This window comes from Agrobacterium sp. 33MFTa1.1, from assembly GCF_004328495.1.
GTDB lineage: Bacteria > Pseudomonadota > Alphaproteobacteria > Rhizobiales > Rhizobiaceae > Agrobacterium > Agrobacterium pusense.
Map to the genome: position 1 here is coordinate 1,694,956 of NZ_CP036359.1, position 19,543 is coordinate 1,714,498.

General features: G+C 58.7%; 18 protein-coding genes. 9 read left to right on the forward strand and 9 right to left on the reverse strand.

All coding sequences use genetic code 11. The features are described from left to right. Positions 1 to 145 precede the first annotated feature (145 nt). On the reverse strand, positions 146 to 832 hold the full coding sequence (locus EYD00_RS21565) for an HAD family hydrolase (RefSeq protein WP_034498170.1): 687 nt from the start codon (positions 830 to 832) through the stop codon (positions 146 to 148). Between the two features lie 406 nt (positions 833 to 1,238). Between EYD00_RS21565 and minC the strand changes: the two genes are divergently transcribed. The 3 genes from minC to minE are packed head-to-tail and all read left to right on the forward strand — an operon-like array spanning position 1,239 to position 3,075. Further along, the gene (minC, locus tag EYD00_RS21570) at positions 1,239 to 1,967 is read left to right on the forward strand and encodes a septum site-determining protein MinC (RefSeq protein ID WP_034498167.1); all 729 of its coding nucleotides are present in this window, start codon (positions 1,239 to 1,241) and stop codon (positions 1,965 to 1,967) included. A 35-nt stretch (positions 1,968 to 2,002) separates the two neighbouring features. Next, positions 2,003 to 2,818: a septum site-determining protein MinD gene (gene minD, locus EYD00_RS21575; protein WP_004438810.1), complete on the forward strand. Its 816-nt coding sequence runs from the start codon at positions 2,003 to 2,005 to the stop codon at positions 2,816 to 2,818. Further along, on the forward strand, positions 2,815 to 3,075 hold the full coding sequence (gene minE / locus EYD00_RS21580; RefSeq protein WP_004438814.1) for a cell division topological specificity factor MinE: 261 nt from the start codon (positions 2,815 to 2,817) through the stop codon (positions 3,073 to 3,075). The genes minD and minE overlap by 4 nt, the downstream gene beginning before the upstream one ends. A 39-nt stretch (positions 3,076 to 3,114) precedes the next feature. Here minE and EYD00_RS21585 read toward each other — a convergent pair whose 3' ends face one another. The 3 genes from EYD00_RS21585 to EYD00_RS21595 form a co-directional block, all read right to left on the reverse strand. Beyond that, on the reverse strand, positions 3,115 to 4,017 hold the full coding sequence (locus tag EYD00_RS21585; protein ID WP_034498166.1) for an amino acid ABC transporter substrate-binding protein: 903 nt from the start codon (positions 4,015 to 4,017) through the stop codon (positions 3,115 to 3,117). Between the two features lie 69 nt (positions 4,018 to 4,086). Continuing rightward, positions 4,087 to 4,980: an amino acid ABC transporter substrate-binding protein gene (locus tag EYD00_RS21590; RefSeq protein WP_006697233.1), complete on the reverse strand. Its 894-nt coding sequence runs from the start codon at positions 4,978 to 4,980 to the stop codon at positions 4,087 to 4,089. A 29-nt stretch (positions 4,981 to 5,009) separates the two neighbouring features. Then, the gene (locus EYD00_RS21595; protein WP_034498165.1) at positions 5,010 to 7,352 is read right to left on the reverse strand and encodes a sensor domain-containing phosphodiesterase; all 2,343 of its coding nucleotides are present in this window, start codon (positions 7,350 to 7,352) and stop codon (positions 5,010 to 5,012) included. A 301-nt stretch (positions 7,353 to 7,653) separates the two neighbouring features. On the opposite strand from EYD00_RS21595, the gene EYD00_RS21600 reads away from it, so the two are divergent. Continuing rightward, positions 7,654 to 9,012 carry an amidase gene (locus EYD00_RS21600; protein WP_034498164.1) on the forward strand — a complete coding sequence of 453 codons (1,359 nt, stop codon included), beginning with the start codon at positions 7,654 to 7,656 and terminating at the stop codon, positions 9,010 to 9,012. A 243-nt stretch (positions 9,013 to 9,255) separates the two neighbouring features. On the opposite strand, the gene EYD00_RS21605 is transcribed toward EYD00_RS21600, so the two are convergent. Both EYD00_RS21605 and EYD00_RS21610 read right to left on the reverse strand, forming a co-directional pair. Beyond that, positions 9,256 to 10,206 (reverse strand): HEPN domain-containing protein, encoded by a 951-nt coding sequence (locus EYD00_RS21605; protein WP_051674202.1) that lies wholly within the window; start codon positions 10,204 to 10,206, stop codon positions 9,256 to 9,258. Further along, entirely contained in the window at positions 10,203 to 10,856 is a 654-nt protein-coding gene (locus tag EYD00_RS21610; protein ID WP_034498161.1) for a hypothetical protein, read from the reverse strand. Before EYD00_RS21610 ends, EYD00_RS21605 begins: the two co-directional genes overlap by 4 nt. A 122-nt stretch (positions 10,857 to 10,978) precedes the next feature. Here EYD00_RS21610 and EYD00_RS21615 point away from each other — a divergent pair, with 122 nt between their 5' ends. Beyond that, on the forward strand, positions 10,979 to 11,224 hold the full coding sequence (locus EYD00_RS21615; protein ID WP_081859474.1) for a helix-turn-helix transcriptional regulator: 246 nt from the start codon (positions 10,979 to 10,981) through the stop codon (positions 11,222 to 11,224). 809 nt (positions 11,225 to 12,033) lie between these two features. Here the strand turns inward: EYD00_RS21615 and EYD00_RS21625 are convergent. From EYD00_RS21625 to EYD00_RS21635, 3 genes are read right to left on the reverse strand one after another with little or no spacing between them, the layout of a single operon-like run. Continuing rightward, a complete protein-coding gene (locus tag EYD00_RS21625) occupies positions 12,034 to 12,675 on the reverse strand; it encodes a ThuA domain-containing protein (RefSeq protein WP_004438834.1) in 642 nt (213 codons plus the stop codon). A gap of 17 nt (positions 12,676 to 12,692) precedes the next feature. After that, positions 12,693 to 13,793: a Gfo/Idh/MocA family protein gene (locus tag EYD00_RS21630; RefSeq protein WP_034498159.1), complete on the reverse strand. Its 1,101-nt coding sequence runs from the start codon at positions 13,791 to 13,793 to the stop codon at positions 12,693 to 12,695. A 51-nt stretch (positions 13,794 to 13,844) separates the two neighbouring features. After that, a complete protein-coding gene (locus EYD00_RS21635) occupies positions 13,845 to 15,044 on the reverse strand; it encodes an ROK family transcriptional regulator (RefSeq protein ID WP_004438840.1) in 1,200 nt (399 codons plus the stop codon). Between the two features lie 196 nt (positions 15,045 to 15,240). On the opposite strand from EYD00_RS21635, the gene EYD00_RS21640 reads away from it, so the two are divergent. From EYD00_RS21640 to EYD00_RS21655, 4 genes are all read left to right on the forward strand, one after another. Continuing rightward, on the forward strand, positions 15,241 to 16,542 hold the full coding sequence (locus EYD00_RS21640; protein WP_034498157.1) for an extracellular solute-binding protein: 1,302 nt from the start codon (positions 15,241 to 15,243) through the stop codon (positions 16,540 to 16,542). 67 nt (positions 16,543 to 16,609) lie between these two features. Continuing rightward, positions 16,610 to 17,548, forward strand: a complete 939-nt coding sequence (locus EYD00_RS21645; protein ID WP_004438845.1) for a carbohydrate ABC transporter permease — start codon at positions 16,610 to 16,612, stop codon at positions 17,546 to 17,548. Next, entirely contained in the window at positions 17,541 to 18,389 is an 849-nt protein-coding gene (locus EYD00_RS21650) for a carbohydrate ABC transporter permease (protein ID WP_004438848.1), read from the forward strand. The genes EYD00_RS21645 and EYD00_RS21650 overlap by 8 nt, the downstream gene beginning before the upstream one ends. A 17-nt stretch (positions 18,390 to 18,406) precedes the next feature. Continuing rightward, positions 18,407 to 19,480, forward strand: coding sequence for an ABC transporter ATP-binding protein (locus tag EYD00_RS21655; protein WP_006697244.1), 1,074 nt, complete (start codon positions 18,407 to 18,409; stop codon positions 19,478 to 19,480). The last annotated feature ends 63 nt before the right edge of the window (positions 19,481 to 19,543 follow it).

Genomic DNA, 19,543 nt, shown 5'->3' on the forward strand with positions numbered 1-19,543 from the left:
CGGATTCCCTCGGTGGAGAACGACGGCAAAGTCGCAAACTTTGCCTCTCTCAATGTTTTGGATGATGTCGGGGCGCGATGGCTTGCCAGCAGTTCGCGACATCGGCTGGCAAGCGATCGCTTCTTTCCCTTTGCGGGCAGGCTTTTCAGCCCCTGCCCATCGCCAGCTTCAGGCCGTCTTTGCCGTCGATAATTACATTCACCTCACCATAGCCGCCAATGGAAAGGTGTGGCGTTTCGATAGGATGCGAATGGGTGGCGTTGATGACCACCACTGACGCTCCCATGTTTTCCCCCGCCTGGATGCCGGCGGGGGCGTCCTCGAAGACGATGCAGTCTTGCGGTGATACGCCGAGCTTTTCGGCCGCTTTTCGATAGCCTTCAGGATCGGGTTTGCCGTTCACCACGTCTTCCGCACAGATCATGACAGGCGGCGGTGCAATGCCCGCCGCAGCGAGCCGGCGTTCAGCCAGTTCGCGTACGGCCGACGTCACGATAGCCCACTTGCCCGCCGGCAGCGACTGCAGGAAAGCGCCGGCGCCCGGTATCTGAACAATGCCATCCACATCATCCATCTCTGCACGAAGGATCATTTCAGCCTGCTCATCCACGTCGAGACCCGGAATGGCCTCACGGCGGATAACTTCCGAGGCTCGCATGCCGTGAATGCGCTGCAGGAAGGCATTCGGCTCGATGCCATTCGCCACTGCCCACTCCCGCCATACGCGCTCGACGACGGCGATCGAATTGACGAGTGTGCCATCCATGTCGAACAGGAAGGCCGCAAACTGTTGCGAAAAAATCTGGTTTTGCGGCGGGACTTTGCTGTGCATCTCATTCTTCCGTTGAACTGTCGGCCTCGCCTGTCTCTACAGTATTGTCAGGCATAACGGAATCGTTTTTCAGCCGCCAAGGGCCGATGGTCATCTGCCGCGGGTGGGAGATGTTGTCCCGGAATCGGACGCGGTCAGACTCACGCGAGTCGAGGTCGTCGGCAGGCAAGGCGGCGGTGAACAGAGCCACACCCGGAGTCAGCCTGCAGCAAGGATGCGCTGTTATCCTTTGTCTTCATATGTCAGGGAATGGCCCAGATTCAAAGGGATAACAGATGTTTTTGAAGGTTCTGCATAAGAGTTTCGAAAGCGGAATTTTCTTAACGATTTCCCTCTCTTGAGGGTGGCGTTAACCATTTGTTAACCATATTCGAGGTACCTAATTGTCAACGATTTGTTTACCAAGATGACCAAAGTGCTAACAGACCAGCGTTCCATCCGCATCAAAGGCCGCTCCTTCCTCGCAGTCGTCCTGTCCCCCGAAGCTCCGGTCGATCAATGGCTGGAAAGGCTCGATGATCTCGCGGCGCGTTCGGCGGGCTTCTTCCTGTCGCGGCCGGTGGTCCTCGATGTTTCGGAACTGTCGCTCGACAAGGCGGGTCTGAAGGAACTGCTGGCGGCGCTCAGGGAGCGCAATGTCGGCATCATGGGCATCGAGGGCGTTCGTCCCTCGATGATCGAGCCGGGCATGCCCCCATCGCTGAAGGGCGGAAAGCCGGCTTCCGATGTCGAGGTCGAGCCGGTCGCCGTGGTTGCCGAATTGCCGGAGGAGAAGCCCCGTACATCGGGTGAAATCCGCGCCGTCGTGCAGTCGCTCGTCATCAACGAGCCCGTGCGCTCCGGCCAGTCGATCATGTTTCCCGAAGGTGACGTGACCGTCATCGGCTCGGTCGCCTCGGGAGCGGAGATCATCGCTGGCGGTTCGATCCATGTTTATGGCGCGCTGCGCGGGCGGGCCATGGCCGGTTCGCTCGGCAATGTCTCTGCGCGCATCTTCTGCCGCAAGCTGGAGGCCGAGCTTCTGGCAATCGACGGCGTCTACAAGGTGGCTGAGGACATTGACGACAAGCTGCGCGGGCAACCCGTTCAGCTCTGGCTGGAAGACGATACGATCAAGGCCGCAAAACTCGGCTGATAACAGATAAACACGCACGAACAGGAGAGAGCCATATGGGGAAGGTAGTCGTTGTAACTTCCGGCAAGGGCGGGGTCGGCAAGACCACCTCGACCGCAGCGCTTGGCGCCGCATTGGCGCAGAATAAAGAGAAGGTCGTAGTCGTCGATTTCGATGTCGGTCTGCGCAACCTCGATCTCGTCATGGGTGCTGAACGCCGCGTGGTCTACGATCTCGTCAACGTTATTCAGGGCGATGCCAAGCTGACGCAGGCCCTGATCCGCGACAAGCGCCTGGAGACGCTGTTCCTGCTGCCCGCCTCGCAGACGCGGGACAAGGACAATCTGACGCCGGAAGGTGTCGAATGGGTTATCAACGAGTTGAAGAAGCACTTCGACTGGGTGATCTGCGACAGCCCCGCCGGCATCGAGCGCGGCGCGACGCTGGCCATGCGCCATGCAGATGTGGCTGTGGTCGTTACCAATCCTGAGGTCTCCTCGGTGCGCGACAGCGACCGCATCATCGGCCTGCTCGATTCAAAGACGCTGAAGGCCGAGCGCGGCGAGCGCATGGAAAAACACCTTCTCATTACCCGCTATGATTCTGCGCGTGCGGAGCGGGGTGATATGCTGAAGGTCGACGACGTTCTCGAAATCCTGTCGATCCCGTTGATTGGCATCATTCCCGAGAGTTCGGATGTGCTGCGCGCCTCCAACGTCGGTGCGCCGGTCACGCTCGCAGATGCCCGTTGCGCGCCGGCCATGGCCTATTTCGACGCTGCCCGCCGCCTATCGGGGGAAGATATTCCGGTGGTTATTCCGGGCGAAAAGCGTGGCATCTTCTCCAAGATCTTCGCAAGGAGGGCTGCATGAGTCTCTTCAATCTTTTTCGCAAACAGAAGTCGGCACCGCTTGCGCGTGAGCGCCTGCAAGTGCTGCTCGCCCATGAGCGGGCCTCATCGGGCTCTGATCTTGTCGCCATCCTGCGGGAAGAAATTCTCGGCGTCATTGCCAAGCATGTACAGATCGACGGCGACCGTGTGCACGTGAAGATGGATCGCGACGAACATTTCTCGATTCTCGAGATCGACGTCGAAATTCCGCTCGGCGCAGATCTCCGCGCCGCGTGACATAGGCATGAAAGACGCCGCCCCAACCGGGGCGGCGTTTTATTGCGCGGTCGTATCCACGGGATTTCGAAACGCGTCAGCGAGATCGTCCGGAAGCGGGCGCTGAAGGTTCATCCCGTTCGGCGGGATCGGAGCGTTGAACCATTTCTCGTAGATTTTCTCGATTTCACCGCTCGCATAGATTTCACCCAGGGCCTCGTTGACGGCATCTCTGAAACCGGTATCGCCGTGGCGAAGCATCAGGCCGTAGGGTTGAGGTGGCGCAAGATATTCATTTGAAATTGCGTAATCCTCAGGCCTGCCTGTTTCGGCGACGAAGGATCGCAGAAGAATATCGTCCATGACGAAAGCCGAAGCACGGTTTTCCGTCACCATCTCGAAACCGCCTTCGGTGCTGTCATTTTGCAGCACGGCGATGTTCAGCCCCAGTTTGCGATTGAGCACGTTCAACTGGCTGATATTAATGGTTCCCGTCGTTACCACCACGGTACGCCCGGCAAGATCCGCGACGGTATTCAGGCCGCTCGATTTCAGCGCCACGTATCGCGTACCGGTGATGAAGTGGCTGTAGGAGAACCATACGGCCTTGCGCCGTTCTTCCGTGTTCGTGCTCGCCACACATTCCATGTCGATCGTGCCGTCATTGAGAAGCGTGATCCGATTGCTGGGCGTGCGTTTGACGAAGTCGACCTTCAGTCCCGGCAAATCCAGTTTTTCCCTGATGGAATCCACCACCTTGAGGCAAAGCTCGATGCTGTAGCCGATCGGCTCCGGGCCGGTGCCGAGATACGAAAAGGGGATATTGCGATCGGCATAACCCAGCCGGATGATACCGGTTCTAGCAATGGTCTCGAGTGTCGGCGGCTGCACTTCCTGCCCGGCCGCATAAGTGGATAAAAGGCTAAAAATTCCTAATGCAAGCCATAATGTCGATCTCTGCATCGCGCATCTCCAGCTAAAGTATCTGTCGAAACGTGTTTTCATGAAAATGGAGGCGGGGGTGCGAGCACCTTAATCCCGATATTCTTTCGGTTGTTCGTAGGCCTGTCTCAGAGCTGCTGCCATCGGCAGGTTCAGATTCATGCCGTTTGGCGGAATGGGTCTGGTGAACCATTTTTCATAGAGATCATGAATGGCGGGGCCAGTGAAAATCCGTTTCAGACTGTCGTTGACGACCGCCTTGAAGGCCGGGTCGTCGCGACGGAAGACCAGCCCATAGGGTTCGGGTGCGCTCAGCGTCTCCTCGGAAAGCGCATAAAGATCCGGATTTTCAGATGTCGCCGCCAGCGCCGCCAGCAGGATACCATCCATCACGAAAGCCGAAGCCTTGCCGGAAACGACGAGGGCGAAGGCTTCCTCATTGGTTTTCGTCGGCATGACGGAGATATTGAGGTTCTTCTCACGGTTCACGGCATTGAGCTGCTCAATATTGACGGTTCCGGAGGCGGATGTGACTGACCTGCCTGCCAGATCGGCGAGGCTTTTCAGATTGTCCTGCTTGCGCGAGAGAAACTGTGTTGCCGTCATGAAATTCGGATAGGAAAAATCCACGATCCTGCGACGGTCGCTATTATTGGTGGTGGCTGCGCATTCGATATCGATCTGACCGCCGCGGACAAGGATGAAGCGGGTGGCGGGCGTGGCCTTGACATATTCGACGTCGAGCTTGTCGAGTTTCAGGGACTTGCGAATGTCCTCGCTGATCGTCCTGCAGAGATCGGTTGAGAAACCGGTCACCTCTCCGTTCGGCAGCTGATAGGAAAAGGGGGGTTCAGCCTCACGATAGCCGATGCGGATTTTTGCGGTCCTGGCGATCTGCTGAAGCGTGTCGCCTTCACCGGCAGCCTGCAGCGGGGTGAGGGGGGCAAAGCATGTGAGGAAAAGGCAATAGACTGCAATACGCATTTATGTCCTCTTGGCCGGCGGCCGGTTTCTCAAATCGCTTTTTGTGAAGGGCAATAGGTGTCCTGTGTCGGTCGTCCGGCATCGTGGCCCGTCTGCGCGGCTCGATCGGCGATTTCGGTTTTTCCCACTTGGACGATGACCGCACGGTTTTTTAGAACCTGCGCAAGCGGTGCAGGCTCGGCGAAATAATAGCCCTGGGCCTCGTCGCATCCGGAAAGTTTGAGCACCTCGACCTGCTCCACGTTTTCCACCCCCTCGGCGGTCACCTTCAGGCCGATCTGCTCGGCCATGTCGATAACGGTGTTGACGATAGCCGAACACATGGGATTGGTCGGAAGGCCGGAAACGAATTCGCGGTCGATCTTGATCTTGTCGAAGGCGACGTGGGTGAGCGTGCTGAGCCCCGCATAACCGGTGCCGAAATCATCAAGCGCGAGGCGGACGCCTCTCTCCTTCAGCATTTTTAGGACGCGGGTGCTGCTGTCGCGCTCAAGCATGGCCGTTTCCGTCACTTCCAGCTCAAGCCGTTCCGCCGGGAACCCGGATGCTTCAAGCGCCCGGTCCACAATGGGGACGATATCGTCATTGCAAAGCTGAACGGCGGATAGGTTGACGGCAAGTTTGATATCCTTCGGCCAGGTCATTGCATCCATGCAGGCCTGCGCCAAAACCCACTCGCCCAACGGCCTGATGAAGTTGTTTTCTTCCGCAAGCGCGATGAAGCGGTCCGGAGAGATCAGGCCAAGCTTGCTGTGGCGCCAGCGGGCAAGCGCTTCATAGGCGACGATGCGGCCGCTCTGCAGATTGACCACGGGTTGGTAATGCAGCTCGAACTCATGGTTTTCGAGGGCGGATTTCATGTCTATTTCCAGCGCGTGCTTGTGCTGCGCAGCCATGTCCATGCCTGGCTCATAGAAGACGAAATAGCCGCAACCCATGGATTTCGCCCGGTAAAGGCCGAGATCGGCATGTTGCAGCAGCTGTGAGGCCGATGTGCCGTGACCTGGCGCACAGGCGATGCCGATGCTGGTATCGATGCTGATGTCGCTGCCTTCGAGCGCGAAACTGCGCGACACGGCATGCACCACCCGCGCTGCCAGCATCGCCGCATCGCTCTCAAAGTCGCCGCTTGTCGACTGTATGATCGCGAATTCATCGCCGCCCAGGCGGCTCACCATGTCGTTTTCTCCGAGGACGGAGGAGATCCGCGAAGCGACAGCCACCAGCAGGGCGTCGCCGGCCGCGTGCCCGAGCGTGTCATTAACGGCCTTGAAACGGTCGAGGTCCAGCAGCATGACATTGAACAGCTGGCCGGACGCGGAGAGATGCTCAAGGCGATTTTCCAGCGTCTTCATCAGCAGCACCCGGTTTGGAAGCCCGGTCAGCGCATCGTGATGGGCCATGTGCTCCATTTGCTGCGCCATGTCGCGTATCTGCCGCAGGCGTCCGCGCTCCAGAACGGCTTCGCGCAGCGTCTCGATGGCGGTTGCCATGTCGCCGATTTCATCCCGTCGATCCTGAAAGGGGGTTGCGACATCGGTTTCCTCGCGGGCGATCCGCAGGGTCGCCTGCACCAGCGCCGGTACGGGTTTCAGGAAATGCCGCGCGATGACCGTTACCAGAACACCTGTCACGGTCAGCACCACGATCAGCGCGATGAGCGAATTGTAGATCAGTTTGCGCTGCGCACCATAAAGTTCATCCGAACCACCGATGCTGACGGCGACCGCGCCGATCGGCTTTTTCGTCTCCGTACTGATGATCGGCAGCAGGCCGATATAGTGGCTGGAGTCGCCTATGGTTGCAAACCCCGTCGCGAAGCGCGCCGCCACGGCATCTCTGGCGAAGATCGGGTCGGTAGCAAGCGGTTTTTCATCATCGTCTGTGGCGTTGTCGAAAGCGGCTGCGATCTGCCTGAAACCGGAATCGTCGTCATCATAGCGGAATAGCCAGACGGCATTTTTCGTCTGGGCGCCTATGAGCGCGAGAACATCGCTTGGATTGAAGCCCGTAACGAGAATGGATTCATCGTCGCCGATAGGCTTGTCGGTCAAAATGCCGTTGACCTGGCCATCGGCATCCGCTGTGACGCTGACATAGGTGTAGATGCTTCGAAGGGTGGCGCTGGCAATCTGGGAGTTGACGCGGGCCTGATTGAGCCACTGTTCGCTGGCGGCGGCAACGAACATGTACCAGCCCACAAGCGCGCCGATGCTGTAGGCGAAGATCACCCCGCCCAGGAAAATCAGGGTTATCTTGCTGGCGAGCGAGCGCCGCCGCGACGACCGGCCCTTTTCCGGCGGCGTCGTTGAGCGAAGCATGTGGCCGGGCTCTACCTGTCTATCCATCCCCCGATAGGCAGTCTCTTCCATTCGCGATAGTCCCCCGCGATGTCGCGTTTTGATTGTTTTATGGAATTTTTATAGGGCATGCACTTCAATGGTGTCTGCTAAATAATTCAACAAAGTTTAGATGCGATTAAGAATTAATCCGTCTTTTTACAGTCGCTGCTTATATAAACGGTCCGTCTTTGCACTTCAGGTTGAGAAATAGACTCTGGCAGCCGAGTTACAGCGGCGGCAACGGCCGTCCGGGAAAACCCGCGACCGGCCTTGCCAAGCTTTGCATAAACGGCATGTTGGGCATGACACGCCGATTTTAGGGAATTTCGTCATGGCTCACAGGGGCAAGAACATCGCGCAGCTTTCCGCTCTCATCCAGCGTGGCCACCTTGATCCGCGCGCCCTGGTGGAAGAGACAGTGGATGCGATCCGTCAGGAGGCCGATCAGGCCATTTTCATAGGGCTGACGGCGGAGCGGGCCGCCGCCGAAGCGGAGGCCGCATCGACACGCATCCGCGAAGGCCGTTCCCGCGGGCTTCTCGACGGCATTCCCGTGGCCTGGAAGGATCTTTTTGATCTGGAGGGCACGGTGACCACGGCCGGATCGACCGTGCTTGCGGATGATGAGCCTGCGTCGTGGGACGCTGATGTAGTGACCGCGCTGAAACAGGCCGGCATGATCTGCATCGGCCGAACGAATATGAGCGAGTTTGCATTTTCCGGTCTTGGCATCAACCCGCATTACGGCACGCCGCGCAATCCCCTTTCCACGGATGGACACCGTCTGCCCGGCGGTTCCTCCTCCGGTGCGGGCGCGGCCGTGGCGGCCGGTCTGGTGCCGGTGGCGATCGGCACGGATACGGGCGGATCGGTCCGCATCCCCGCCGCTTTCAATGGCGTGGTAGGCTATAAGGCCAGTCGCGTCCGTTATTCGATGCGCGGCGTATATCCATTGGCGAAGAGTCTCGATTCGCTCGGGCCCCTCACCCGCACGGTTCAGGATGCGGTCTGGGTGGATGCCGCCATGCGGGGCAGGACTGCCGCCGATGTGCAGCGCGTGCCACTTTCCAGCCTCTCGCTTGTTGTGCCCGAGACCGTATTTTTCGACGGAATCGAGGACGAAGTCGCGGCCGCTTTCGAGCAGGCGGTGGACCGTCTTGTCCGCGCCGGTGCCTCGGTGCGACGACAGGCATTCCCGATTTTTTCGGAACTGTTCGAGCTTATCAAGGAAAAGGGCGCGCTGGTGACCGCGGAGGCCTTTGCCCTGCACAAAACCCGGCTGGAAGGTGCTGATGCCGCGCGCATGGACCCGCGCGTTGTCGCACGAACGAAGCTGGGGGCCAATATTTCAATGCCGGATTACATAGCCATCATCGATGCGCGGCAACGCATGACTGCGGCGTTTTCGGGAATGATCGGAAAAGGCGAACTGCTGCTGTCGCCGACATTGCCGCATGTTGCGGCCAGGGTCGCGCCGCTTCTCCAAAGTGACGATGCCTTTTTCGCGATGAATGCAAAAACCCTGCGCAACACGCAGATCGGTAACTTCCTCGATCTCTGCGGTGTTTCGATCCCGTGTGGAGCGGGCGACGCAGGCATGCCGGTTGGCTTGCTGCTTTCAGGGCTGGACGGCACGGATGACCATGTGCTGGGCGCGGCGATGGCGGCGGAAGAAGTCGTTCGGGTTTGAGGGGTTCATTTCCGGCTTGTCGATAACGTAGAACCTGTCCTTCGTCATCCTCGGGCAGGTTTTGACCGTGACAGATATTTGCTGACTATAGAGACTTAATCCCCTGACGTGCCCTAAGTTCTATCCAGTTTGAGTTCGCTCCAGCGGCTTTGGGTTGCTATAATCGAGGCGGTAGCGGCTGGTTGCGGTGCGGAGCCTCTCCGGCTGCGCAACACCGCATCACATCACGTCGCGGCCCAGTCTTTACGTTCTCGCGCTGTTGAAAGCATCAAGGTGCGCCGAGCAGATTGCAGCGACAGTTTTCCTCAGAACCTCCACACGCTCAGACAGCCAGGCCAGCTCTTCATCGCTGATTTCATAGCCGCGCGAATAGCGGGCCTCCACATAGGCCCGTTCAAGGCGGGTAAAGCATTGCTTTGCAAAACGGCTATCGCTGGGCCAGACCGTAGTCAGCAGGGGTGCGACCCGTTCGGCGTGAGCACGCAGAAATGTCAGCCGGTGGGTTTTGGGGCTATAAAGTGCCAGAACCTGCAGGATACAATGATAAAGCCGTTCAACGGTTTGATGCAGATCGAACGCAGCGTCCCTGCTATAGCCGCGCCCGATCGCCTCCTTCGCTAATTCGAAGCGATGCGAGGCGCTTGGAAACCAATGGTCGAAAACGCCACCCATCTCGGTTTTGGCGACTTTGGGGTCCAGCGCCCTGGGCGTGACGAGCGGAAAGCCCGGCATCTCGTAGAGCATGATGCCGTCGCGGACAATGTCCACGAAGTAGGGGCGGTCGTGCGCGAGATGGTCATTGAGGTCCATAATAGAATGAACGATGAAGTTCACCGGCGTAGCCAGGCGTCCGGTGACCGTCAGTTCTCGTAGGAGGCCTTCTGCAGCATTGTTCCAGAAGCGGGGCGCGGCAAAGTTTTTGGTGTTGACGACCACTAGGAGGTAATATTCATAGCGACAATCGCCCCTGCAGTCTCCCGTGGGCGTTTCCTGTGCGAAGGGGCCAAAGAGAACAAGTTTAAGAATACGGCCACCCTTGTTTTTTGCCGATAGTTTTCCCTTCTGCGCATTAACGAATTCGTCGAAGAGGATTCGCGCGATCCGTTGCAGTTCCCAGCGCCTGTTATCGGGAAGGTGACCGACCCTGTCGCGCAACGTCTCATATTGAAACCCGCATACACCGGGGACGTTCACAGTGCGCCATCTTTGGCGAAGGATTCTTCTAAACGCCTGATGTCGTTGAGCGCAGAGCGTATATGAGGCCATGGAAACTCGGAGCCGTCTTCCCAGATATTGCCTTCGTGCAGCACGGCGTCGAGCTTGGCTGCCACACCCGAAAGTGTTGTGGCAGATGTGGTGGCCATGGCATGGAGCAGGTTTTCTGCCCGGGCGCCAGCCTCCCGCTCAGCCTGCACTGCGGCTGAATATCCGATTTCCCGGTCGGCCCTGTCCCACCGCAACTGATGAGCCGCGAACTCGGCTTCAGCTTTGGCGCAGGCTGCAGTCTGCTGAGGCGCGAGACGGAACACATCATGGATTGCCTCGCGGGAATAGGCCGCCAACGGTTCTCCATCGGACAGGTGGATCGTAGCGAAAGGAAAGCCAACGATCTCTGCAAGCTGCCGTTCGAGGCTCTGCTGCTGGGAACGAAGGCGCTCCGTAAGCTTGTGGGCATCCCGCCATTCGTGCCACAGGGGCACGACCGGATCGAAGGGCGCATCTCCCTTAATTTCGTTGCGGGCGAAGGCGTCGGAATTCAATACGCCGACTGCAATGGCGCTACCCGCCAGCAACTTCCTGCGGGTGACGCAAGGCAAAGTCGTGCTATTGTCAGAATCAGCCATGATCTGAGCTCCATACAGCTTGGGTCTGGTCAGGCCGGGCGAGCGTTGAGACCGCTTGTCTGGCCGATTTCGCATAATATGCACATTTGCGTTTTTTACGCAAACACTGATGTCGGAGTTGAATGAAAAACTTTCCCTCTCAGGTTCGGGCCGCTCGCGGACTGCTTAATCTGACACAGCAAGATTTAGCTGACATTTCTCGGGTCAGTTTGCGCACGATTGTTCAATTGGAGCGAGGGGACAAACAGCCATCTCTCTCGATTGCGCAAGCGCTAAAACTCTCTCTTGAGGCAGCGGGAGTAGAATTCATTCCGGAGAGTAGCGACGGCGGCATCGGGGTTCGTTTGAGGAAGACTTCCTCAACCTAGTGAGCCTCGAGCGTTGTGCGTCAGATTCCGAGGTTGTTGTTTCACTCTCCGGCCGGCATGTCGAGGGCAGGGGCTTCTGAAGCAGGAAAGGCAGGGTGCGCGCTGGCAGGCGGCACCCACCGCGCAACGGTCCGATGCTAACGACAGGCCGTCACGGTACGTTGCCAAACGAAGGAGAAGTCAAACCATGACGCGTGTCGCCCTTTCTGCCCGCAATTCCTCCGACACCAGCGTGACGCTTCGATCGAAGACCAGTTGCGCCGGTGCCGCGAACCTGCCGCCCGCGAAGGCTGGACTGTCGTGAAGACCTAGTCCGACCGCGCCATCTCCCGCGCATCTCTCATCCGCTTAGGCATCTAGTGGTTGGCATCGCGCCTGTCCGACCTGCTCACGAAACTGGAGGTCAGACAGGAGAGTCTTGCCACGCGTCTTTCCGATATCCCTGAGGCGTTCCCGATCTTCATCCGGGCATCGCGGGAACCTACCGACGCAGGATCGAGCGTTTGACCGAGACGCTGTCCCATCCCGATCAGGCAATCGAGGCTGCCGAACGCATCCGCGAGCTCATCGACCGCATCGCCGTGGCCTAAGCCGACAAGGGGGCGACGATTCCATCATCTTGCAAGGTGAGCGTGGCACTGTCTCGACTGGATCGACCCTACCGGCAAACCCGGCTACAAGCCAAAACCGGACAACGTATGATCCCGTTTGTCGGTCTCGGTAGGTGCTCGGGCCTGTCCCGAGGATTTGCTGCCGATCCTCGGCGCGAGGCCGAGGATGACGTTGCGAGGGAGAGGCTCCCGATAACCTCAACGCGCCGCCCAATTGGCGCCGCGGCGAAACATGGTCTTCATCTGCGGCACGGAAAATTCCTTGGCCTGGTGGCCGAGCGCCGAATAAAAAACGCGGCCCTTGCCGTATTTGCGTTTCCACACCACCGGCATCACCACGCCGTCGATCCACCAAGCGTGATCGCCGGTGAAAGTCGTTGTCGCCAGAACCTCGTTGGAGGGGTCGACATGCATGTAATATTGCTCTGACGTATAGGGAAAATCGGAAATCCCCTCCATCAGCGGATCGTCAGGGCGGGTGATGTTGACCGTGTAGTCAATGATATTTCCGGGATGGGCGACCCATTGCCCGCCGATCATGAACTGGTATTCCACGCATTCGCGAAAACTGTCGCCTGCGCCACCATGAAAGCCGGCGATGCCAACGCCGTTTTCAACAGCCGCCGTCAGGTTCTTGATTTCTTCCTTCTCGATCTTTGACATGGTGACAATAGGCACAACAAGGCTGAGATCATGTACCGACGGATCGGCGAAAGCCTCGGTGCTGTGCTCGACATAAACCTTGAAACCGTCCTCCTCCAAAATGTCCTTGACGATGGTGGCGCATTCCTGCGGCTCGTGGCCGCTCCAGCCGCCCCAGACGATGAGTGCTTCGCGCATTTATTTCCTCCTCGGGATTATTTGCCGAGCTGGCCGTCGACCAGCGATGTTTCAAGCGGAGCAGGACGTTCCGCCTTGGTGGTGATGGAAACGGTCGTGCCGCTATCTGACGCCGTCTGGAAGGCTTCCATGACTTCCAGCACGTGGAGGGCAAGATCGCCATTGGCGCGGTGCGGACGGTTCTCGCGGATGGCGTAGGCCATGTCGGCGACGCCAATCGAACGGTAATTTCCGTCTGCATAGGGCGAAGACAGGGTCTGCGGCTCGAACTGTCCGCCCTTCTTCAACAATTGCACTTCGCCGCCAAAATGGTTGGGGTCGGGGACGATCAGCGTACCTTCCGTGCCGTAGAGTTCCAGCGGCACATGTTTGTGGCCGGCGACATCGAAGCTCATGCCCACCTGCACAACAGCGCCATTCTCGAAGGCCAGCACGCCGGACACATGGGTGGCGACATGGACGGGGATTTTTTCGCCGTTCTTTGGCTCACTTGTAATGAGGCGTTCGTTGCGGGGCGCAATGGCAAAGCCCGCCACCCTGGAGACCGGGCCAAACAAGTTGACGAGATCGGTAATGTAATAGGGTCCCATATCCAGCATCGGCCCGCCACCAACCTCATAATAGAAAGCTGGGTTGGGGTGCCAGCGTTCATGGCCGGGGCACATGAAGGTGGCGGTGCCGCCCACGGGCTGGCCAAGCACACCCTCGTCGATCAACCGGCGCGCTGTCTGGTGCCCGCCGCCGAGGAAGGTGTCCGGAGCCGAACCGATGCGCAGGCTCTTTGCCTTTGCCGCGTCCGCAAGGCGTTTGCCTTCGTCGAAATTGATGCCCAACGGTTTTTCCGAATAGGCGTGCTTGCCGGCGTCCAGCGCGCGCAGACCCACTTCCACATGCGCCTTGGGGATCGTCAGGTTGACGATGATCTCCACCGAGGGATCGGCGAGAAGTGCGTCGATGCTTCTCGCCTGGAGGCCGAATTCGTCGGCGCGGGCCTTTGCCGCCTGCTCGTTCATATCCGCAAGACCGCGAATGTCGAGAATGGGAAACGAAGCCATGGCCTTGAGATAGGCGCTGGAAATGTTGCCGCAGCCGATGATGCCGATGCCGACTTTGTTCATAAAATCCTCCCGTAAATCAGAAATGCCTTGGCCTGTGCTCACCCCTGCGGGTTAGAGCGCTGGCCCGGTCGTGTTCCATGGCGATTCGTAAAGTTCGTAAAGCGCAACGGCCGCGGCCCCCTGCGCCCACAATTCGTCGCTCGCAACATCGAAAACCAGTTCCGCCACACCGGCCAGAGATGGCGGCACTGCGGCATTGTAGCTGTTGCGAATGCTGGCGATGAACGGCTCGCCAAGTTCGAGGCTGGAGCCGGTGATGATGACCCGCGGCGGTGCAAACAGCGTGACGATATTGGCTAGTGTCAGGCCGAGGGCGGCACCGGCTCGCAAGGCGGCCGTGATGAGGTCGTGATCTTCGGCCGCAATCAGGGCATGAGCATGTTGCATGCCACGGCCGAGCCGGATCGCTTCGGCAAAACGCCCATCCGCCGGGCGGGAGCCCAAAATCGCGTTTTCACCGGCCTGGCTCGCCAGCCGCACCGTGCCTTCATTGGCAAGGCCGATGACGAGGTCACCCAGATTGTGGCTGAGACCGCCCGCGCCACGGAAGAGCTGGTTCTGGTGCAGCACGCCAAGGCCGAGCGTCTGTTCCAGCGAAATCAGCACCATGTCTTCGAGATCGCGCGCATGGCCGAACCAGTGATGGGCAAGCGTGATCGCGTGGGCGTCACTTTCGATAATGGTCGGCGAATTCAGCCGTGCCGTCATTTCCTCAGCGAAATTAACATTCACTTCTCGCAAAATCGGGCTGCTTCGGATCTTGCCGGTGCGATGTTCGATGACGCCGGGCAGGCCGAGGCAGACCATATCCACATCCTCAAGCGATAGACCGGCATCGACGACGCAACGTCTTACGCCGTCCTCCACGAGGTCGGCGATGACGCCTATAGGCTGGCGGTCTACCCGGATCGGCAAGGCAAGGGTGGAGAGTACATTGCCGCAAAAATCGGTGACGACAAAGACCATGCGGTTCGCGGCAATCTTGGCGCCCACAACGCGGGCGGCATCCGGGTTCAGCTCCAGCATCACACGCGGCCTGCCGCGCCCACCTTCGGTGCGGATATCGCCCAGGTGCCGGGTCAGGATGAGCCCGTCATCCAAAAGTGAGGCGGTAATGGCGGAAACGGTCGTGGTGGAAAGCTGGGTGCGTTCGCTGATCTCAACGCGGGAAATGGGCCCATGTCGGCGGATGCTGTCCAGCACGCTCAGCCTGTTGATCGCGCGCATTAGTTCGGGGTCTGCGGTCTTCATGGGGTCCTGCTGCGATCAATTCCGGTTCGAAAACCGATTTACGTCGGGTTGCGGATTAAATAACGGTGTAGGGGAGGGGTGTGTCAAGCTGTTCGCGCAAAAAATCGGCATAGTGCCTTGACATTGGGCGAGGGCTAATGTGAATTAATCCGCATTGGGGAATAAATGAGGAAATCCCCGAGGGAGGATCACCATCATGACGATTTGGCACGCAGGCGCAAGCCTGAGCGGCAGGCTGACAGGCTTTGCCGCAACGACAAGCATAGCTCTCATGCTCGGCGCAGCAAGCGCCTCGGCCGCGACGGTCGTTAAATGGATGCATGTTGAGCTGGACCCGAAATCCGTGGCTGTCTGGGAAGAAATTGCCAAGGAATACGAGGCCAAGCACCCCGATGTGGATGTTCAACTTCAGTTCCTCGAAAACGAAGCCTTCAAGGCAAAATTGCCGACCTTGCTGCAATCGAACGATGTTCCGGACTTCTTCTATAGCTGGGGCGGCGGCGTTCTTGAGGAACAGTCCAAAACCGGTGCGCTGAAGGATCTGACCGAGGTTTTCGACGCCGATGGCGGCAAGCTGCGCCAGGCCTATAACGCATCCGCAATTGACGGCCTGTCTTTTGACGGAAAGGTCTGGGCCGTACCTTATCGTGTCAGCCTCGTCAGCTTCTTCTATAACAAGGAGCTTTTCGCCAAGGCCGGTGTGAAGGCCGAAGACATCAAGACCTGGGCGGACTTCAGCGCGACGGTGAAGAAGATCAAAGACGCCGGCATCGTGCCGATTGCAGGTGGCGGCGGTGAGAAATGGCCGATCCACTTCTACTGGAGCTATCTCGTGATGCGCAATGGCGGCCAGGCCGTGTTTGACGCGGCCCGCAAGGGTGAAGGCGAAGGCTTTATGGATCCGGCGATTATCAAGGCGGGTGAGCAACTGGCCGAGTTCGGCAAGCTCGAACCCTTCCAGCCCGGTTATCTCGGCGCAACCTGGCCACAGGCACTGGGCGTCTTTGGCGATGGCAAGGCCGCAATCATTCTCGGCTTTGACAATACCGAAGCGAACCAGCGCAAGAATGCCGGCGACGGCAAGGGGTTGGCCCCTGAAAATATCGGTCGCTTCGCTTTCCCAGTTGTCGAAGGCGGCGCAGGCAAGGCTACCGACACTCTGGGCGGCCTGAACGGCTGGGCGCTCACCAAGAACGCCTCCAAGGAGGCTGTCGATTTCGCCACCTTCCTGACCAGCAAGGAAAGCGAAGAGAAAATGGCGACCGCCGGTATGATCCTGCCGGTTGCCACAGGGGCTGCCGGTGCGGTGAAGAACCCGCTGCTGGCGGATTCCGCCAAGCAGCTGGCTGCTTCCACCTGGCACCAGAACTTCTTCGACCAGACGCTCGGCGCTGCCGTCGGTCGTGTCGTCAACGATATCTCGGTTGAGATCGTTTCCGGCCAGATGACTGCCGAAGAGGGTGCGCAGCAGATTCAGGACGCATTCGAACTGCGCTGATCTGGTTTCCATGGCGGCGCCGCTAATGTGCGGCGCTGCTTATCTGCCTCCATGAAAGCGGATAGAGATGACGGATATTTCCATGACTTCTGCGTCCATACCGGCGCGCGGCGCGGCAAAGGCCAGGCGCAAGCAAAGTTCGGTCGCGCATGACCGGGCATTGACCCTTCTGGTCTTCCTGCCGCCCGCACTTTTGCTCTTTACCCTGTTTGTCATCCTGCCCATGGGCGAGGCGGCGTGGTACAGCCTTTACCGCTGGAACGGCTACGGCACGCCGACCGATTTTGTCGGCCTGAAGAATTTCCAGGTGCTTTTCGGCAATGCCGCATTCTCACAGGCCCTGATCAATAACGGCCTCATCATTCTCATTTCGATCCTGATCCAGATTCCGCTGGCCATCTGGCTCGCCATGATGCTGGCGCACCGCATTCCCGGTGTCGTCGCCTTCCGGCTGGTATTCTTCCTGCCTTACGTTTTGGCTGACGTCGCGGCGGGTCTGATCTGGCGTTTCGTTTATGATGGCGATTATGGCCTGTTTGCCGCCATTTCCAATTTCTTCGGTTTCGCCAATCCCTATGTGCTGGCTGACAAGGATGTGGCGATCTATGCCGTGCTCGGCGTCATCGTCTGGAAATATTTCGGTTTCCACATGATGTTGTTCATCGCCGGCCTTCAATCCGTCGACAAGAACGTGTTGGAAGCGGCCGAAATCGACGGCGCGTCCGGCTGGCAGAAATTCCGTTACGTTACGCTGCCGATGCTGGGCTCCACGGTGCGCCTTTCCGTCTTCTTCGCGGTCATCGGCTCGCTGCAGCTGTTCGACATGATCATGCCGCTGACCGGCGGTGGCCCGTCCAACTCCACGCAGACAATGGTCACCTTCCTCTACACCTACGGCGTCATGCGCATGCAGGTCGGGCTTGGCAGTGCGGTTGGCGTCGTTCTCTTCGTCATCTGCGTGACGCTCGCCTTCGGTTACAAAAGGATATTCATGCGCCATGACTGACACATCCACTTCCGTCCGCATGCCGCTGCAAACCAAGCTTTATCTCTATATTTCATTGAGCCTGATTGCAGCCATCGTGCTCATCCCGCTTCTGACGACGGCGCTCGGTGGCTTCAAGACGCTGGGAGACCTGCGCGTCAACCCGTTCGGAATTCCGGCCGAATGGCAATGGGCCAATTACGGCGATATCCTCTTCGGCAAACGTTACTGGCTGCAGATTTTCAATTCGCTGGTTATCGCGCTGCTGACGGTGTTCCTGACGCTGACAGTTTCGGCCATGGCGGCCTTCACTTTCGCGCATGTGAAGTTCTTTGGCTCGTCTTTCCTGCTCAATTATTTCCTGCTCGGGCTGATGTTCCCGGCGGCCACAGCCATTCTTCCGCTCTTCATCCGCATTCGCGATCTGGGCCTGCTCGATACCTATTGGGGCGTGGTGCTGCCGCAGGTGGCCTTTGGCCTCGGCATGAGCATTCTCCTGTTCCGCAACTATTTCCGCAATTTGCCGGATGAGCTGTTTCAGGCGGCCTTTGTGGATGGCTGCGGCTATCTGCGCTTCTTCTGGCATATTTCCGTGCCGCTCTCACGGCCGATCGTGGCGACCGTTGGCATCGTTTCCTTTGTCGGCAGCTGGAACAGCTACATCCTGCCGCTCATCATGCTGAATTCGGAATCGAAATATCCCTGGCCGCTCGGCATCATGGTTTATCGCGGCGAATTCGGCACGGAGTGGCAGCTCGTTCTCGCCTTCATCACGCTGACGATCCTGCCGACCGTCATCGTCTTCTTCCTCGCACAGAAACACATCATCGCGGGCCTGACGGCCGGTGCCGTCAAATCGTGACGTGAAAGGAGCAAAATATGGCTTCCGTCGAACTTAGAGAGATCCGCAAGTCCTATGCCGCGCTCGATGTCATTCACGGCATATCGCTCGATATTGCTGATGGAGAATTCATCGCGCTGGTCGGCCCTTCCGGTTGCGGCAAATCCACCCTGCTGCGCATGATCGCCGGGCTGGAAGAAATCACCGATGGCGATATTCTCATCGGCGACAAGGTGGTCAATGGCATGACCCCGCGTGAGCGCAACATCGCGATGGTGTTCCAGTCCTACGCGCTTTACCCGCATATGACGGTGGCTGAAAACATGGGCTTCAATCTGAAGCTTGCCGGCCAGCCGAAAAACGTCATTGAAGAGCGTGTTGCCGAAGCTGCCCGTATGCTTGATCTCGGCAAGCTTCTGGACCGCAAGCCTTCGCAGCTTTCCGGCGGTCAGCGCCAGCGTGTCGCCATGGGTCGCGCTGTCGTTCGCAACCCCGCCGTCTTCCTGTTCGACGAGCCGCTTTCCAACCTGGATGCCAAGCTGCGCGTGCAGATGCGCAGCGAAATCAAGGCGCTGCACCAGAAGGTCGGCACGACCTCCATCTATGTGACCCATGACCAGATCGAGGCCATGACGCTGGCGGACCGGGTGGTGGTGCTTAATCACGGCCGCATCGAGCAGCAGGGTACTCCGCTTGAGCTTTATAAGACACCCGCCAATCTCTTCGTCGCCGCCTTCATCGGATCGCCGGCCATGAACCTCATCGAAGGTGTAGTCGATGGGGAAGGCGACCAGCCCGCCGCCCGGCTGAAGGACGGAACCGCGATCCGCATTGCCGCCTCCCGCAAGGTCAAGCGCGGCCAGCCCGTGACGATCGGGCTTCGCCCCGAACATATCGGTTCTGCGATTGGGGGAGATATCTCGCTTACCGGCAGAACGGTGCTGGTGGAGCCAACCGGCGCGCAGACCCATGTGGTCTTCGAATTGGCGGGCGATCAAGTTACGGCAGTGGTGGATGGTGAGCAGCCGGTGAAGGTCAACACGCCCTTTGCCGCCACCGTGCACCATGAGCGCGTGCACGTCTTCGACAGGGCGAGCGGACTGGCGCTTTAAGTGCCCAGATGTTCTTGATGAAATGCTGAAATTTTCTTGCCCCTTCGCTTTTGGGGCTTGTCT

Bases quoted from the DNA above. Each gene is read 5' to 3' on its own strand.
- EYD00_RS21615 (WP_081859474.1), top strand. From the start codon at position 10,979: ATGAAAAACTTTCCCTCTCAGGTTCGGGCCGCTCGCGGACTGCTTAAT.
- minE (WP_004438814.1), top strand. From the start codon at position 2,815: ATGAGTCTCTTCAATCTTTTTCGCAAACAGAAGTCGGCACCGCTTGCG.
- EYD00_RS21595 (WP_034498165.1), bottom strand. From the start codon at position 7,352: ATGGAAGAGACTGCCTATCGGGGGATGGATAGACAGGTAGAGCCCGGC.
- EYD00_RS21645 (WP_004438845.1), top strand. From the start codon at position 16,610: ATGACGGATATTTCCATGACTTCTGCGTCCATACCGGCGCGCGGCGCG.
- EYD00_RS21590 (WP_006697233.1), bottom strand. From the start codon at position 4,980: ATGCGTATTGCAGTCTATTGCCTTTTCCTCACATGCTTTGCCCCCCTC.
- EYD00_RS21610 (WP_034498161.1), bottom strand. From the start codon at position 10,856: ATGGCTGATTCTGACAATAGCACGACTTTGCCTTGCGTCACCCGCAGG.
- EYD00_RS21650 (WP_004438848.1), top strand. From the start codon at position 17,541: ATGACTGACACATCCACTTCCGTCCGCATGCCGCTGCAAACCAAGCTT.
- EYD00_RS21630 (WP_034498159.1), bottom strand. From the start codon at position 13,793: ATGAACAAAGTCGGCATCGGCATCATCGGCTGCGGCAACATTTCCAGC.
- EYD00_RS21625 (WP_004438834.1), bottom strand. From the start codon at position 12,675: ATGCGCGAAGCACTCATCGTCTGGGGCGGCTGGAGCGGCCACGAGCCG.
- EYD00_RS21655 (WP_006697244.1), top strand. From the start codon at position 18,407: ATGGCTTCCGTCGAACTTAGAGAGATCCGCAAGTCCTATGCCGCGCTC.
- EYD00_RS21585 (WP_034498166.1), bottom strand. From the start codon at position 4,017: ATGCAGAGATCGACATTATGGCTTGCATTAGGAATTTTTAGCCTTTTA.
- EYD00_RS21565 (WP_034498170.1), bottom strand. From the start codon at position 832: ATGCACAGCAAAGTCCCGCCGCAAAACCAGATTTTTTCGCAACAGTTT.
- minD (WP_004438810.1), top strand. From the start codon at position 2,003: ATGGGGAAGGTAGTCGTTGTAACTTCCGGCAAGGGCGGGGTCGGCAAG.
- EYD00_RS21635 (WP_004438840.1), bottom strand. From the start codon at position 15,044: ATGAAGACCGCAGACCCCGAACTAATGCGCGCGATCAACAGGCTGAGC.
- EYD00_RS21600 (WP_034498164.1), top strand. From the start codon at position 7,654: ATGGCTCACAGGGGCAAGAACATCGCGCAGCTTTCCGCTCTCATCCAG.
- EYD00_RS21640 (WP_034498157.1), top strand. From the start codon at position 15,241: ATGACGATTTGGCACGCAGGCGCAAGCCTGAGCGGCAGGCTGACAGGC.
- minC (WP_034498167.1), top strand. From the start codon at position 1,239: ATGACCAAAGTGCTAACAGACCAGCGTTCCATCCGCATCAAAGGCCGC.